General features: G+C 65.5%; 16 protein-coding genes. 11 read left to right on the forward strand and 5 right to left on the reverse strand.

Features of this window, described 5'->3' with window-relative positions:
* Positions 1 to 30: 30 nt before the first annotated feature.
* A complete protein-coding gene (locus CXR29_RS14320; RefSeq protein ID WP_101554605.1) occupies positions 31 to 996 on the reverse strand; it encodes an EamA family transporter in 966 nt (321 codons plus the stop codon).
* 310 nt (positions 997 to 1,306) lie between these two features.
* Here CXR29_RS14320 and CXR29_RS14325 point away from each other — a divergent pair, with 310 nt between their 5' ends.
* The 10 genes from CXR29_RS14325 (at position 1,307) to pspAB (ending at position 11,183) form a co-directional block, all read left to right on the forward strand.
* Complete coding sequence (locus CXR29_RS14325) at positions 1,307 to 1,918, forward strand: CGNR zinc finger domain-containing protein (protein WP_231488723.1); 612 nt, start codon at positions 1,307 to 1,309, stop codon at positions 1,916 to 1,918.
* A 30-nt stretch (positions 1,919 to 1,948) separates the two neighbouring features.
* Positions 1,949 to 2,710 carry a hypothetical protein gene (locus CXR29_RS14330; RefSeq protein WP_127364898.1) on the forward strand — a complete coding sequence of 254 codons (762 nt, stop codon included), beginning with the start codon at positions 1,949 to 1,951 and terminating at the stop codon, positions 2,708 to 2,710.
* 216 nt (positions 2,711 to 2,926) lie between these two features.
* A complete protein-coding gene (locus CXR29_RS14335) occupies positions 2,927 to 3,685 on the forward strand; it encodes a response regulator transcription factor (RefSeq protein ID WP_025780466.1) in 759 nt (252 codons plus the stop codon).
* 30 nt (positions 3,686 to 3,715) lie between these two features.
* A complete protein-coding gene (locus tag CXR29_RS14340; protein WP_127364899.1) occupies positions 3,716 to 5,659 on the forward strand; it encodes a HAMP domain-containing sensor histidine kinase in 1,944 nt (647 codons plus the stop codon).
* On the forward strand, positions 5,656 to 7,743 hold the full coding sequence (locus CXR29_RS14345) for a trypsin-like peptidase domain-containing protein (RefSeq protein ID WP_127364900.1): 2,088 nt from the start codon (positions 5,656 to 5,658) through the stop codon (positions 7,741 to 7,743). Before CXR29_RS14340 ends, CXR29_RS14345 begins: the two co-directional genes overlap by 4 nt.
* Before the next feature lie 259 nt (positions 7,744 to 8,002).
* The gene (locus CXR29_RS14350) at positions 8,003 to 8,290 is read left to right on the forward strand and encodes a WXG100 family type VII secretion target (protein ID WP_035321190.1); all 288 of its coding nucleotides are present in this window, start codon (positions 8,003 to 8,005) and stop codon (positions 8,288 to 8,290) included.
* Positions 8,291 to 8,514: 224 nt separating this feature from the next.
* Entirely contained in the window at positions 8,515 to 9,264 is a 750-nt protein-coding gene (locus CXR29_RS14355) for a PspA/IM30 family protein (protein ID WP_025780460.1), read from the forward strand.
* Entirely contained in the window at positions 9,261 to 9,545 is a 285-nt protein-coding gene (gene pspAA / locus CXR29_RS14360; RefSeq protein WP_025780459.1) for a PspA-associated protein PspAA, read from the forward strand. Before CXR29_RS14355 ends, pspAA begins: the two co-directional genes overlap by 4 nt.
* Positions 9,546 to 9,624: 79 nt before the next feature.
* Entirely contained in the window at positions 9,625 to 10,536 is a 912-nt protein-coding gene (gene htpX / locus CXR29_RS14365) for a zinc metalloprotease HtpX (RefSeq protein ID WP_127364901.1), read from the forward strand.
* A 47-nt stretch (positions 10,537 to 10,583) separates the two neighbouring features.
* Positions 10,584 to 11,183, forward strand: coding sequence for a PspA-associated protein PspAB (gene pspAB / locus CXR29_RS14370; RefSeq protein WP_127364902.1), 600 nt, complete (start codon positions 10,584 to 10,586; stop codon positions 11,181 to 11,183).
* A 90-nt stretch (positions 11,184 to 11,273) separates the two neighbouring features.
* On the opposite strand, the gene CXR29_RS14375 is transcribed toward pspAB, so the two are convergent.
* From CXR29_RS14375 to CXR29_RS14385, 3 genes are all read right to left on the reverse strand, one after another.
* On the reverse strand, positions 11,274 to 11,492 hold the full coding sequence (locus tag CXR29_RS14375; protein WP_025780455.1) for an RNA-binding S4 domain-containing protein: 219 nt from the start codon (positions 11,490 to 11,492) through the stop codon (positions 11,274 to 11,276).
* The gene (locus CXR29_RS14380) at positions 11,492 to 12,310 is read right to left on the reverse strand and encodes a hypothetical protein (protein ID WP_127364903.1); all 819 of its coding nucleotides are present in this window, start codon (positions 12,308 to 12,310) and stop codon (positions 11,492 to 11,494) included. The genes CXR29_RS14375 and CXR29_RS14380 overlap by 1 nt, the downstream gene beginning before the upstream one ends.
* Before the next feature lie 261 nt (positions 12,311 to 12,571).
* Positions 12,572 to 13,321, reverse strand: a complete 750-nt coding sequence (locus CXR29_RS14385; RefSeq protein WP_127364904.1) for a sulfite exporter TauE/SafE family protein — start codon at positions 13,319 to 13,321, stop codon at positions 12,572 to 12,574.
* A gap of 76 nt (positions 13,322 to 13,397) precedes the next feature.
* On the opposite strand from CXR29_RS14385, the gene CXR29_RS14390 reads away from it, so the two are divergent.
* Complete coding sequence (locus CXR29_RS14390) at positions 13,398 to 14,165, forward strand: DUF1707 SHOCT-like domain-containing protein (protein ID WP_127364905.1); 768 nt, start codon at positions 13,398 to 13,400, stop codon at positions 14,163 to 14,165.
* A gap of 84 nt (positions 14,166 to 14,249) precedes the next feature.
* On the opposite strand, the gene CXR29_RS14395 is transcribed toward CXR29_RS14390, so the two are convergent.
* On the reverse strand, positions 14,250 to 14,633 hold the full coding sequence (locus tag CXR29_RS14395) for a nuclear transport factor 2-like protein (protein ID WP_127364906.1): 384 nt from the start codon (positions 14,631 to 14,633) through the stop codon (positions 14,250 to 14,252).
* Positions 14,634 to 14,796 lie beyond the last annotated feature (163 nt).

Genomic DNA, 14,796 nt, shown 5'->3' on the forward strand with positions numbered 1-14,796 from the left:
GCAACCTGGCGCGAGGTTGCTGGGCCCCCGTCAGGTAGTAATGAGGGTGTCTGCGTCGGAGGTGACGACGACCTCGCGGCGGGCGACGCGGTGGGCCAGCCGGGATTCGCCCCACTTGATGAAGCCGACGCCGCCGAGGATGAAGACTCCGCCAAAGAGCTGGATCGGGGCAGGCATCTCGAAGAGGACCAGCCAGGCGACGATGACGGAGAACGGGACCTCAACGAGGTTGACGAACGATCCGACCGTCGCCCCGACATAGCGCAGACCGAGGATCCCGGTGATGTACGCGCCGACGGTGAAGACGACGATCATCGCCATCGGCACGACCCACGACATCGGCACCCCACCGAAGTCGACGTCCGCAGTCACAGCGTTCCACGGCATGACCCCGACGAGCACGATGACCGACATCGCCAGCGCCCCGATGCCCATGCCCAGACCGGTCAGCGCGACCGGAGGGATCGTGATCGTGTCCTTCGCCGAGACGAGGAAGTAGCTGGCCAGGCAGACCGCTGCGGCCATGGCCATGACCACGCCGAGAATGCTGATCGACGATCCGCGCAGGTTGAGCACGAGCAGGAGCCCGATCATCGAGACGACGACCCCGATGAACGTCACCGTCGCCGGCCGCGTCCGTGTCCGCGCCCAGATCCAGAAGACGATGAGCATCGGCGCAGTCATCTCCAGCAGCAGCGCCACGGCCACGGTGAGGTGTTCGACGGCGACGAAGTAGAACCCCTGAACGCCGGCCATCGAGACCAGGCCGTAGGTGACAACGGTGCGCCAGTGCGTGAGCACTTCGCCCCAGCGTCCGCGCAGGGCAATGAGGGTGGGGATGAGCAGCAGGACCGCGGATCCGGCCAGGCGGATGAGCACCACCGCGCCCGGCGTCCACCCGACCTGGTACATCGTCTTCGCGATCGGCCCCGACACCGCGAAGAAGAATGCGGAGGCAAGAGTGAGCAGGAACCCTGCGACGATGGTGCGATTCATTCTTGACCTCCTGATGTGGTGAAACGGTGAGTGGCGCACGAGGACAGACGTCCCCGAGGTGGTGGTGCGGTGTTGAGTCGATGGTGCGGTGACGGATCATTCCCTCGCCGAGGCGACCCGACGATGGACAGATCCCCTCACCGAGGTGGCCCGACGTCGACATCGGCGTGACCGATTCGTCGTTCTGCCGGGTCTGCACATCGTCGGGTCGAGCAGCGCCTCGGCATGCCCTGCGAGATGTCCGATTTCAGTATCGACCTGGGAACTGAAATGGGTCAAGTGCATTTTGGTCCTTACATGCTGTGGCAGAATGGTATTCACCATGGCCTTCATCTACGACATTCGCGCGAACCTCACGATGCTCGTCGACCTCCTCAACACCTCCGGCGACATCACCGATGGCGGCGACGAGCTGACGACGACCGCGAAACTCCGCGAGTTCGCGGCCCGGCACGACTTCTCCGGCCCCTTGACCGCCACCAAAAGCGATGTCGATGAGACCCTCGAACTGCGCCGCAGATTCGCCGCAGCCCTGGATGCGAGCATCGATGCCGAGACCGCCGACGAGTTCGAAGCGGGCACGATCGCCGTCGTCGATGAGATCAATCTCACACTGAGTGACTCGGGGTCTGTGCCGCAACTGGTCAAACACGACCACTGGGACTGGCACCTGCACGCCACCGGCACTCACGCCAGCCTGGCCGACCGAGTGGCCGCCGATGTCGCCCTGGTCCTCATCGACCTCATCCGCTCCGGGGACCTCGACCGACTCGGACGTTGCGCCGCCGAGCACTGCCGCGCCTATCTGGCCGACTTCAGCCGCAATCGTTCGAAGCGCTTCTGCGACACCGGCAGCTGCGCCACCCGCACGCACGTCGCGGCCTTCCGCGCCCGTCACTCCGACGCCGACTCCCACAACTGACCCGAGGAGCCGCCCATCTCACTTCAGCCCTTGCGCATCACAGCCGGACGCAAGCTCGCCGCCGGCATTGCAGGCATCATCACCATGTCGGCCACGCTGACGTCGGGCTTCGCCATCATGCTGTTCGTCTTCCTCCCCACCGGCGTCGGCGGAGAGCTGACTGAGAAGCTCTTTTTCCTCGCCCTCGCCACCATCACGGCCATCTTCTCCGTCATCTTCAGCCACGCACTCATGCGCGCCGCTCTCGGTCGAATCCGCACCGGCGGAGGTCTCACTCGCTTCTTCCGGTATCAGCTGGCAGCACTCGGGTGCGGCGGCGGACTCGGCCTCGGCTTCGTCCCCGCCGCGACCGACGCCGCGACTGCCTGGTGGGTCGTGTCCATTGCCACCGGCGCCGGACTCATCGCCGTCTCCCTGCTCGCATTCCGTAGCGCCCGGTATCCGATTCTCGACCGCCCTCCCTACCCCAATGCAGCCTTGGCCGAAGGCAGCGTTATCGACTACTGGTCCGGCTCCTCGGCAAGAGCACCGAGCCTGACCGTGGTTCACTTCGTCGACAACAAGGGCCGGGACCGCTGGGCCCGTCACCTCGTCCAGCAGGACCCGTCACTACTAGGCACTATCGGTCAGGTGATCTATGACCGCCACCGCCCCGAGCGGATTCAGCGCTTCGCCGTCACCCAGCAGCTCTTCGACCTCCGCCCACCGCGTGAGATCCGAGAGAATCCGACATCCCGGTCGGGCACCGTCTTCCCGATGCCACCCGCCCCTCGCCCGCCGCACCCACGCTGACCGAACCCGCCCTACCCACGCTCGCCCCGACGATCGTTTCTGAACGTAAACTGGTTGCGACCACATTTTTCACTGAAATCGGGCTTCCGTTCCTGAGAACGACAGCCCGATCCGGAGTCCAAAACGACTTTCCTGAGAGTTTTTCAGTGGCGCACATCACATTCGCATTCAGCTACTCTCCAGCTGACTCCCAGACACGGGTCTCAGACTGGATTCATGACTACAGCACAGAACGACATCGACATCGAAGCCACCCTGCTCGTTGTCGATGATGAGCCCAATATCCGCGAACTCCTGTCCACCAGTCTCCGCTTCGCCGGCTTCGACGTCGTCTCCGCCGCCAACGGCGCCGAGGCGCTGCGTCTGGCCGAGCAGACCGACATCGACCTCCTCGTCCTCGACGTCATGCTCCCGGACATGGACGGCTTCACCGTCACCCGCCGTCTGCGGCAGATCGGCATGAACGCCCCCGTCGTGTTCCTCACCGCCCGTGATGACACCTCGGACAAGATCACGGGACTGACCGTCGGCGGCGACGACTATGTGACGAAGCCCTTCAGCCTCGAAGAGGTCGTCGCCCGCATCCGCGCGGTCCTCCGCCGCACCCGCAATCTCGAGGACGAAGAGAACGCCGTCATCGTGGCGGGCGACCTCGAACTCGACGACGACACCCATGAGGTCCGCCGCTCCGGCATCCTCATCGACCTCTCCCCCACCGAATTCAAGCTGCTGCGCTACCTCATGCTCAACACGAACCGCGTCCTGTCGAAGTCGCAGATCCTCGACCATGTGTGGGAGTACGACTTCGGCGGTGACACCGGAATCGTCGAGTCCTATATCTCCTACCTGCGCCGCAAGATCGACGTCACCCCGGAGACGGATGCCGCCGGCCACCCCGTCGAGATGGAGTGGACGCCGATGATCCAGACCAAGCGCGGGGTCGGCTACATGCTGCGCACACCGGAATCCAAGTAGTCGTCCATGCAAGGGCGATAGATTACATACGTGCCGATAGAATCCCGTCCCTCCCGTCCCGGCTTCTGGGAAGAATGGTCTCTGACCACCAAGCTGCTGGCCATCATGATGCTGCTCATGCTGCTCGTCCTCACGGGGACGAGCGCGTGGGTGTTGGAGAACCTGCGCGACAGCCTCGTCCAGCGCACCGATGAGCGACTCATCAGCGCCTCGGAGACCCTGGCGAAGCAGGCCTACCAAGATGTGTTCCAACCGGCCGAACTCCAGTCCGGGGACGATGACGCCGAGGAGGCGCCGTCGTCGACGACGATCGATTCGAATTCCTGGGATCAGCTCAAGAGCCTGCTGCCGGGAGGGTTCTATGTGCAGTTCTACGACACGAACGGGGATCCGATCCGCGACCCCGTCGCTCCGGAGCCGCAGAACCATCCGATCCTGCCGAAGATCGATGAGAAGGAAGTCTATTCCCGCGGCGGCGAGCCCTTCACCGTCGCCGGAACGAGTTCGCAGTGGCGGGCGCGGGCGATGAAGGTGAAGAACACCGACGTGCTCGTGTCCATCGCGGTGCCCTTCGACCGCGAGGTCGACAACATCAACGAACGGGCACGGAACACGATGATCGGCATCGGCCTGCTGGCCCTGGCGATGGTCGCCGGAGTCGGCTATTGGGCGATCAACAACACGTTCCGACCGCTGCGCGATATCGAGAAGACCGCATCCCGCATCGCCGCCGGCGACCTGTCCCAACGTGTGCCCAGCTATCCGCGCAACACGGAGCTCGGGCGTCTGTCGGCGGCGCTGAATACGATGCTCGGACGCATCGAGGACTCCTTCGACGGGCAGACCCGGTCGGAGAAGCGCATCCGCCAGTTCGTCTCCGATGCCTCCCACGAGCTGCGTACTCCCCTGGTCACGATCCGCGGATATGCGGAGCTGTACCGGCAGGGTGCGATCACGAAGTCCGATGACATCGCCAACGCGATGGAGCGGATGGAGTCCGAGGCCAAGCGCATGGGCGTCCTCGTCGACGATCTCGTCGTCCTCGCCCGCCTCGACGAGCAGCGTGCCGCCGAGATCGGTCCGATCGACCTGCACAAGGTCGTCCGCGATGCCGCCGCCGATGCCGCGGCACAGGCGCCGGACCGCGATATCAGCTTCATCGGACTCGATGGTGAGGATGCTCAGCCGGTGCCGATGATCCGCGGTTCCGAGTCGAAGATCCGCCAGGTCATCGTCAACCTCGCCGGCAATGCCGTGCGCCATACGCCCGAGCACACCGCAATCGAATTCGCCGTCGGCGTCGTCGGCCTCCCCGAACAGGTCGACCCGGACTCTGCGGACACCGGCGAGATCCGTGAGGGCGGCACTCGCGGTCACAACGGTCGAAACGGTGGGAAGAACGGCGCGAAGGACAAACTGCGTGAGCGCGGGTTCGTCACCGGTGGAGTCCGGATATTCCGCCGAGGCGACTCTGCCGGAAACGATCAAGCCGACACCCAGCCCACCCCGCCGACCGGACCTCAGCCCGGGGAACAGACAGACCCACAGGGCACTGCGCAGACGGACCTGCCGACCGGTCCGGAACCCGACCAGCAGTCGAAGGATCAGGCCGAGGGCTCCGAGGCGGCCAACATCGTCCCCGACGTCACCGCCGCCGGGTCGATCACGGTCGATGAGTCGCTGCGCGGATTCCCCAACGGCCGGGTCCGCTTCGAGGTCAGGGATCATGGCGACGGAATCGACCCCGAGGTGGTTCCGCGCATCTTCGAGCGCTTCTACCGTCTCGATGTGTCCCGGACCAGGGACACCGGCGGTTCGGGGCTCGGGCTGTCGATCGTCAAGGCGATCGTGGAGAACCACCATGGTGCGATCTCCGTCCACGAAACTCCGGGCGGCGGTGCGACGTTCCGCATCGACCTGCCCATCTCCGACAACGGCGACACCACTGCGGACACGCGAAAGGATGAGCGATGAACGAGAACAACGACTCCCAGGATCCGAATGAGGTGTCCCGCAGCGCCCGATCGGACGATCAGACTCCGCGCCCGTCGGCGAATCAGCACAGCGGTTCCGCCGCCGAGGGGCGTCGCAGCCCGTCGGCCGGGGGCTACCGCGGGTCCGGGGCCGAGGTTCCGCGCACCTTCCCCTCCCAGTCCAACGGCCCTGCCCGGGTCAGTCCACCGGTCGCACCTCCCGAACGGCGCCCGGATGTGCCGCCGACTCAGGCACAGAACCCTGTGGACGGTTCCCCTCACCGAGGAGGCTCCCCCTCCCAGCCGTCCTCCCCCTACCAGCCCGGTAGGCAGCAGGCCGGGCAGGCCGGCGGGCAACAGCCCGGCCAGCCAACCGGTCAGCCGGGCCGGCCGGGCCAGCCGGGGCAGACGGGTCAGCCCCAGCAGACGTCGCCGTATCCACCGAACGGGCAGCAGTCAGCTCCGTATCAGTCGGGCAGCCAACAGCAGGCAGGTCAGCCGGGCCAGCACGGGCATCACAGCGCCCAGGGCAATTTCGGCGACCAGTCGCAGCCGGATCGGCAGAATGTCCAGCCGACTCAGCCTCAACACCAACCCCCGTACGGTCAGCCTCAGCAGGGCGGGTCCCCGGGCCACGACGGCGGCTCCCAACCGTATCCGGGCCACGACGGCGGCTCCCAGTCGTATCCGGGGCAGCACGGTGGGTCCCAGTCGTATCCGGGGCAGCACGGTGGGTCCCAGTCGTATCCGGGGCAGCACAACGGGCCCGGCCAGCAGAACTCTCCGGGCCAGCCGACCGGTTCGAACTCCTATTCCGCGGTGCCCGCACCGGGTCCCTATTCTTCGGAATCCGCGGCCGTCGGTTCACAGCCCGGACCGGGAGGACCGGCAGGACCCGGTGGGCCGGTCGGACCCGGTGGACCCGGTGGGCCGTACGGACCGGACGGGTTCGGTCCGTACGGAGCTCAGCAGCCGCCTCGGCGAGAGAAGAAGGGACCCGGTTGGGGCGCGACGATCGCGATCGGACTGGTAGCTGCCCTCCTCGGTGGGGCTCTCGCGTTCGGCGGGAACTATGCGCTCTCATCGCTGCAGGAAGATGAGCCGCGCAAGGTCGCCGAGGAGACGATCGAGACCCCGGACTGGACGCAGGTCGCCGAGAAGACCTCGGACAGTGTGATGTCGATCCAGGTCGGCACAGGCGGTCAGGTCCAGGGACTCGGCTCGGGCGCGTTGTACGACGATCAGGGCCACGTCATCACGAACAACCACGTCGTCGCACCGGCGGACACCCCCGACGGCGAGATCGCCGTGACCATGAAGAACGGTGAGACGACGGAAGCGAAGATCGTCGGCCGTGATCCCTCGACCGATATCGCCGTCATCAAGCTCGAGCAGGTGCCCGACGGTGTGAAACCGCTGGTCATCGGCGATTCGAAGAAGCTGAGCGTGGGCGACCCGGTGATGGCCCTGGGCAACCCCCTCGGCCTGGCCGACTCCGTGACCACCGGCATCGTCTCCGCGCTCGACCGCCCGGTGTCGACGGAGAACATCGGCGAGGATGCGACCTCGCAGGAGAAGGAGATGACGATCACGAACGCCATCCAGACGGATGCGGCGATCAACCCCGGCAACTCCGGTGGACCGCTGGTCAACGGCGATGGCGAGTTCATCGGCGTGAACTCGGCCGCGGCATCGCTGAGTCAGGGCGAGGGAGGACAGTCCGGATCGATCGGCATCGGGTTCGCGATCCCCGCGAACCAGGCCGTGATGATCGCCGATCAGCTCATCTCCTCCGGCAAGGCCCAGCATCCGTTCCTCGGCATCACCCTCACCGACGGGCACATCAACAGCGGCGGCATCAGCCGCGGCAGCGCCAAGGTGCAGTCCGTGGCCGGCGGATCCCCGGCGGACAAGGCCGGACTCAAGGACGGAGACGACATCGTCGAGGTGGCCGGAACCAAGGTGAACAACGCCATCGCCCTGCGCGCCCTCGTCCGCGCGCAGCCGGTGAACACTCCGGTCGAGGTCACCGTTGTCCGCGGAGGGAAGGAACAGAAGCTCGACGTCACGCTCGTGCTGCAGTAGGGGCGCGGCTGACCCGTCGACGACTCGCGCGAGTGCGCACTCACGCGCCGGCGCACTCCCGCGCCGGCGCACTCCCGAGTCAGCGACTCATGCGTCAGAGCCTGGGGACACTGCCGCGACTGCGCCACCTGGAGGGTGTGGGCAGCCGAACGCTGTCCACACCCTCTTTCCGTGCCCTTCCGGTCTTCGCCTCCTGCCGTCGACACTGATCTCGTCTCGCCCGACCGTGGCGGGGCGATCCTGACCAAGAGGAGTGATGATGAGTTTCGAAGTCGACGCCGAACGCGTCCAGTCCGCCGCCACCGCCGCTGCGAACACCTCCCGCAACCTCGTGTCCGAATCCGACACGATGATGCGCAATCTGCTCGCCCTCCAGGAATGCTGGCGCGGCAGTGCGGCACAGAACTTCCAAGCCGTGGTCAACCAGTGGGAACGTGCGCAGAAGCAGCTCATGGAATCGCTCAACTCCGTCCACGGTGCGCTCCACACTGCTGCCCGGCAGTATTCCGAAGTCGAGGCGGCGAACTCGCGGCTCTTCGCCCCCTGAGCCGATCGAGTCCCACCCGCCGAGGGTCACAGGCCCCGGTCGCGCATCCCCCGAGATACAGCGGCCGGGATCTGTCTGTTCTCGTAGTCGGCGTCTGGCAAACTATCAGCCTTTCTCAGTAGACTTGAGAACGATAGTTCGCGGCGGTGTTGGCCAAGAATCTCCGGACCGGAGTGGATCGGGTTGGCAGCGTCGGGTCAAACCAATGCAGGAGTCGACTACGGATGAGTATCTTCCAACGGATCGCGACGATCTTCGGTGCCAAGGCCAACAAAGCTCTGGACAAGGCCGAGAACCCCAACGAAACCCTTGACTATTCGTACCAGAAGCAGTTGGAGCTGCTGCAGAAGGTCCGTCGAGGTGTTGCCGATGTCGCCACCAGCCGCAAGCGCCTCGAGCTGCAGATCAACCAGCTCGAACAGCAGCAGAACAAGCTCTCCGGTCAGGCCGAGAAGGCCATGCAGATCGGTCGCGAGGACCTCGCCCGCGAGGCTCTGACCCGCAAGTCCGGACTGACCCAGCAGATCACCGACCTGCAGACCCAGCACGAGGGACTGCAGGGTGAGGAGCAGAAGCTCACCCTCGCCTCGCAGCGCCTCCAGGCCAAGGTCGACGCCTTCCGGACGAAGAAGGAGACGCTGAAGGCCACGTACAACGCCGCCGACGCACAGTCCAAGATCGGCGAGGCGTTCTCGGGCATCTCGGAAGAGCTCGGCGACGTCGGACTCGCCGTCCAGCGCGCCGAGGACAAGACCGCGAATCTGCAAGCGCGCGCCGGGGCCGTCGATGAGCTTCTCGCCTCGGGTGCCCTCGACGATGTCACGGGAACCCAGAAAGACGACATCACCGCCCAGCTCGACTCCCTCTCCAGCGAAAATGATGTGGAGATGGAACTCCAGCGGATGCGCGAGTCCCTGCCTGCCGGTTCCGAGGCGAAGGACCAGAAGTCGCTCGAAGGGGAGGATCAGCAATGATCATCCGCATCATGGGCGAAGGACAGTTCGACGTCGCCGACGTCGACCAGGACCTGCTGCAGAAGTACGACAACCAGGTCGAAGACGCCGTCAATGCCGGAGACGAGGAAGCAGTGCGGACCGCGCTGACGTCCCTGCACGACTACGTCACGGCCAACGGCCAGCCGGTCGCCGATGACTACCTCGGGTCCTCCGACGTCGTCATTCCGTTCGCCGACGCCACCCTGGCCGAGATCGCCGAACTGCTCACCGGCGAGGGTTTCATCCCGGACCCGGCCTGAAACCACAGAGTACCGAAATGCACCCGGCCCATTGTCTTCGACAGTGGGCCGGTTCTGCCACTGCCAGAGAGGAACCACGATGAAGAACCGCTTCGTCAAAGACAACGGCCTGACCATGCGGATGGGATGGACGATCTTCCTCAACGGCCTCATCTATGTCGTGCTCATCCTCGCGATCTGGTGGATCGTCGGGCAGAGCGTCGGCGGAGTCATCATCGCCGTCCTCATCAGCGCCGGCGCGTTCTTCTTCCAGTGGTACTTCTCCGACAAGATCGCCATGCGTGCGATGGGCGGCCGGGAGGTCTCCCCCGAGGAGGCTCCGGAGCTGCATACGATCGTCGACCGACTCTGCCAGCTGGCCGATGCGCCGAAACCCCGCGTGGCCGTCTCGAATTCTCCGATCCCCAATGCCTTCGCCACCGGTCGTTCCCCCGAACGCTCGGTGGTGTGCGTGACCCGTGGTCTGCTCGAGAAGCTCGACCGCGATGAAGTCGAGGTCGTCCTCGCCCACGAGCTCTCCCACGTCGCCCACCGCGACGTGACTGTGATGACCGTCGCCGGCGTCACCGGAGTCGTCGCCGCACTGATGATGCGCGCCGGGTACTACATGAGCTTCGGTCGGTCGAACAACAATAACAACGGCATTCCGATCCAGCTGCTGTTCATCCTCGTCGGAGCCGTCGTCTACGGTCTCTCGTTCGTCCTCATCCGCGCGCTGTCGCGATATCGTGAGCTGGCCGCCGACCGTGCGGCAGCCATCCTCACCGGCGCCCCGTCGACCCTGGCCTCGGCGCTGACGAAGCTGAGCGGGGACATGGCCAAGATTCCGGAGAAGGACCTGCGGTCCTCCGCCTCGGCGAATCACCTGGCCCTGATCCCCGCCATCAGCGGAAAGGCCGCATTCGGCCAGCTCTTCTCCACCCACCCCTCGCTCGAGAAACGCCTGGATCAGCTGGCGAAGATCTCCGCCCAGCTCTCCCGGCCAGAGTGAGCACCCACCGCACCCTTTGAACTGCGCATCACCGAATTAGGAGCTCCATGGGATTCTTCGACGCACTGCTCGGCCGGTCCAAACCGAAACGGGCCAACCTCGACGACCTCTTCGCCCTGCCGCCGGCGGCGCTGACGCTGCAGGCGGCGACCGGCTTCACTCCCACGGGCGTCGGAGCCGTCGCGTTCCGCCAGGTCGAGGGGGCCGCATTCCAAACTGCTGAGTCCGAAAGCGTCGCCCTCATCGGTTCCGACCCGGCCGCCTCGGTGCGGCAGGAGAACGACGGCTTCGGGTTCACCTGGCAGGTCGTGGCCGATGGGAACGCCGAGGTGGTCAACCTCGTCACGAACATCCACGCCGTGAACTCGGCGCTGGTCAATCAGGGCTTCGACACGATGCTGCTGTGCACGACCGTGTACTTCGTCCATCCCGATGGACGTCGGATGGCGTTGGTCTACCAATACAAGCGCGGAACCTTCTACCCGTTCGTGCAGTCAGGCCCGAAGCAGCGGGACAACCCCCTGGAGATCCAGGTCAAGGGTGTCCTCTCCAATGAGCTGCCGTTCGAGGAGGACACGTCGAACTGGTCGGCGCTGTGGGATGCCCCGGGCATGAACGACACCCCGGGTGCCCCCGAGCTGCGGTAGGCATATCAGTCCGGGTGGTAGGCATGTCAGTCCGGACAGACGAGTGGAGGGCGTCCCCGCGGGGACGCCCTCCACTCGTGTCTGAGGCTGTCAGCCTTCTTCGGCGGCCACCTCGATGACTTCGCCGAGGGCTTCGATGCGGTCGCCCGGGCGGATCGTGGCACCACGACGAGTCTCGACTTCGCCGTTGACGCTGACCTCACCGTCGGCGATCATGTCCTTGGCCATGGCACCGTGTTCGGCGATTCCGTGGAGTTTGAGCAGCTGACCGAGCCTGATCGACTCGCCGCGGATCTCGATCGTGTCCATCAGAACAGGTCTCCGAATCCGTCGAACAGGCCGCCGCCGTCACCGGTGTCGCCTCCGAAGAAGCCACCGCCGTCGCCGCCCATGTCTCCGCCTGCGTCTCCACCGGCGTCGCCCATATCGCCTCCGTAGACACCGTCCCAGCCGCCGCCCATTCCGCCGAACATCATGGCACCCATGAGGACGCCGGGCAGCAGGCCGGAACCTGCATAGGAGTTGAAGTAGCCGCGGTTGTATTCGGCGTAGGCCGGTCCGGCCTCCCAGTAGGCGCGGCGGGTGTGTCCGTCACCGGTGACGACCTTGCGCACCAGCGGATCGGCACCGACAGCGACGCGCTCGGCGTCGGCGGCGCACACGGGCACCGGGCGAAGCTGACCGCCGGCCGGGGCCCAGTCGATGTCTTCGACCGAGGGACCGTGCTGGGGGTTGAAGAAGCAGGGCGGACGACGCACCGGCAGGGGTTTGCCTTCGACTCGGGCGCGAACGCATTTTGCGGCGTAGCGGCCGTCTTCGAGCGCCTCGGTGACGTGTCGGATGTCAGTGGGTTCGGAGACCTTCTCGAGCGTCTCCTTGGCAACGTCGTACGAGTCGAGCGCCTGCTTGTAGTCCTGCGCTCCGCCCGTATCGAGGTCGACTCCCGCGGTGATGACGTCGAGTTCGGCGACTTCTTCGCCGAATGAGGTGACGTCTTCTTCAGCGGTCTTCTTCACCTGCTGAAGTTCAGCGGCGTGCAATTCCCGCTGCCGCTTCTTCTCCTTGCGGTGGCCGATGAAGAAGACGGCCCCGAGAACTACGAGCAGCAACAGAAATACTTCAGTCACGATCCATGCCTCCCAGGCTAGCTTTGTCCTCGAACAGTATGCCCGATGAAACTGACAGGCGTCTGAGCCTGTGCCCCACATCTGCTCAGTTCCAGGCGATCGGCGACGCAGTCGCAGACCATCGACGACAACTCAATCCCAGACCATCGACGACAGCTCAATCCTCAATCCCAGACCATCGACGACGGCGCAGCTGCAGGCGCTCAACATCCGGTGCGCGCCGGTCATGCGACCCCGTCGCTCGTCCCATGGGCGACCGCCTCACACAAGCCCCAGGAAGCCCTTGACCAAGGCCGCGATTCCGCCGCCGAATGCGAGGACGAGCATCCCGATCCGCGCGATGCCGACGTCGATGTGACGGGCCAGCCGATCACCGCCGAGGAGGCCTGCCACGAGGACGAGACCGAGCCCGGCCCAGACTCCGATCTCCATATGTGACCAGGCCCCTCCGTCGACGACCACTTTCATCACCACCGCCGAGACGTTCCCGACGACGAGGAACGGCTGCAGGGTGGCCGCGAACGACCGCTGCTCCCAGTTCGTCAGCACTGCGTAGGCGCTCACCGCCGGTCCCCCGGCGCCGGCTGCCGCCGACATCGCCCCGGAGACGAGTCCGGCCGTCATCCGTGTGCCGAAATTCGCGGGGATCGACCGGCCCAGCTTCCCCAAGGTCAGTGAACTGATGAGGGAGACGATGATGAGTGCGCCGATGAGGATCTGCAGCGGTGGAGTGGGCATCGACGACGAGAGAAGCGCGCCGGCGACGGCGCCGATCACCGCGCCCAAGGCAAGGTGTCGGAACGGCGGCCATGCCACCTCGGCGAAGGTGCGGACGAAGACGGAGAATGAGGCGACGATTCCGCAGATGTTGACGAGGATGACGCCGCTGAACGGATCGAGGAGGAGCACGAGGAAGGGACCGCTGACCAGGCCGAATCCCATCCCGGTGACGCGTTGGGACAATGCGCCGAGGAACACGGCGAAGAAGATGAGCACGACGACGGGTTCCACGCGGTCGAGTCTAGTCCAGCCCGATTCCCGGCTGATCCTCAGTCTCACCGCTGACCGCGGGGTTAGAGTATTCACCATGAACGCCATTGACCTCTGGTCGAGGTTCAGCGCAGATCCGCGATCGTATGGGCAGGTCCGGGCATCGGATGCCGATCGCGCGGTCGTCAGTGATGTCCTCTCCGAAGCCTATGCCCGCGGCCAGCTCGACGCCGACGAGTTCGACGAACGCACCGAGGCTGCCGCGAAGATCAAAACGCTCGGTGAAGTCCCAGTACTGATCGAGGACCTCGTCCTCACTGATCCTGCAGAGACCGAACCCAGCCAGCTCGATGATGCGGGGCGCGCACAGGCGTTGGCCCGCCTCGCGGAAGATCGGGTGCCGATCACGCCGGAGCAGATCGATGCTGCGGCGCAGAAGTACTACCGGGATCGGGTGCGCCAGTCACTGCTAGGTGCCGTCGCGGGTCCGGTCGGGATCGTGCTGGCGATCTGGGCGATCACGTCGATCGCACGAGGCGAGTTCATCTTCTTCTGGCCGATCTTCGTCATCGTGCCCATGCTGTTCGGCGGGTTGGGGCGCATCGCGCACAAGGACGAGATCATCCGCAATCGGAAGAAGGAGCTCACGCGTCGGGCCCGGGCGCACCTCGGCGATGCCGAGGCCCAACGACAGCTCGACGACGGCGAGCCTCCCGAACGAGATTATGAAGCCGACTTCGGTACGGGCTTGCAGCCGCCGCATCCGTCCCACCCGCCGTACTCTCCCGGGCAGAATTCCCGCCGCGATGAGAGGGACCAGGGCCGGGGGCAGCGCCGTCATCACCGCGACAACCCCTGGGACTGAGCGCTGACGTCCACGGTCGGTTCCGTTCTGAATTGGCTCAGGTTGGTTCGGTTATAGCTCATTCCCGACCTGTCCAGTTCCGGCTCAGGCCTGGAAGATCCTCATCTGGCCGAACGCCTGCGCCTTGTGCGTGGTGAACCACATGGTGTGGGAGAAGTGCTTCAGGTCGTCGCCGTCCGCCTCGGCCTGCCAGTATCCCCACGCCGCAGCGGCCTTGCCGTGAGTGATCGCCGCTTCGAGGTGACCGACCTCGGGCGAATGCGCGCACAGCTGCAGCAGTGCCTCGACGACGGCTTCCCGGCCCGTGTGGGTCTCGACGTCGGAGGGGTGGACGATCTGGAGGACGCAGTCGTCGGCTATCGCCTCGGTCAGCGCGTCTCGGTCGCCGTTGAAGAGATTGTCTTCGAACGTTGCGACGAAGACATTCTTCGGACTGTTTCCGCAGGCATCGGTGCCGGTGAAGGTCATAGGCCCAGCCTATGCGGGTGGAGGATCCAGAACAACGGGTCGGCGGGCCGCCTCGGCGAAGATGGTCGCCGACTCACGACGGGCGGACACGTCCGCCTGAACGATCTGACCGTGGGGCCGGGACCCGGGAGCCCGGGCGCGAAAACGGCCGTGCCGGCGCCCT

The organism is Brevibacterium linens, from assembly GCF_003999335.1.
In the GTDB taxonomy this organism is placed as follows: domain Bacteria; phylum Actinomycetota; class Actinomycetes; order Actinomycetales; family Brevibacteriaceae; genus Brevibacterium; species Brevibacterium linens.

What these genes read in the sequence shown, in the direction of transcription:
- CXR29_RS14320 (WP_101554605.1), bottom strand. Translation starts at nt 996, where the DNA reads ATGAATCGCACCATCGTCGCAGGGTTCCTGCTCACTCTTGCCTCCGCA.
- CXR29_RS14325 (WP_231488723.1), top strand. Translation starts at nt 1,307, where the DNA reads ATGGTATTCACCATGGCCTTCATCTACGACATTCGCGCGAACCTCACG.
- CXR29_RS14335 (WP_025780466.1), top strand. Translation starts at nt 2,927, where the DNA reads ATGACTACAGCACAGAACGACATCGACATCGAAGCCACCCTGCTCGTT.
- CXR29_RS14345 (WP_127364900.1), top strand. Translation starts at nt 5,656, where the DNA reads ATGAACGAGAACAACGACTCCCAGGATCCGAATGAGGTGTCCCGCAGC.
- CXR29_RS14350 (WP_035321190.1), top strand. Translation starts at nt 8,003, where the DNA reads ATGAGTTTCGAAGTCGACGCCGAACGCGTCCAGTCCGCCGCCACCGCC.
- CXR29_RS14355 (WP_025780460.1), top strand. Translation starts at nt 8,515, where the DNA reads ATGAGTATCTTCCAACGGATCGCGACGATCTTCGGTGCCAAGGCCAAC.
- pspAA (WP_025780459.1), top strand. Translation starts at nt 9,261, where the DNA reads ATGATCATCCGCATCATGGGCGAAGGACAGTTCGACGTCGCCGACGTC.
- htpX (WP_127364901.1), top strand. Translation starts at nt 9,625, where the DNA reads ATGAAGAACCGCTTCGTCAAAGACAACGGCCTGACCATGCGGATGGGA.
- pspAB (WP_127364902.1), top strand. Translation starts at nt 10,584, where the DNA reads ATGGGATTCTTCGACGCACTGCTCGGCCGGTCCAAACCGAAACGGGCC.
- CXR29_RS14375 (WP_025780455.1), bottom strand. Translation starts at nt 11,492, where the DNA reads ATGGACACGATCGAGATCCGCGGCGAGTCGATCAGGCTCGGTCAGCTG.
- CXR29_RS14390 (WP_127364905.1), top strand. Translation starts at nt 13,398, where the DNA reads ATGAACGCCATTGACCTCTGGTCGAGGTTCAGCGCAGATCCGCGATCG.
- CXR29_RS14395 (WP_127364906.1), bottom strand. Translation starts at nt 14,633, where the DNA reads ATGACCTTCACCGGCACCGATGCCTGCGGAAACAGTCCGAAGAATGTC.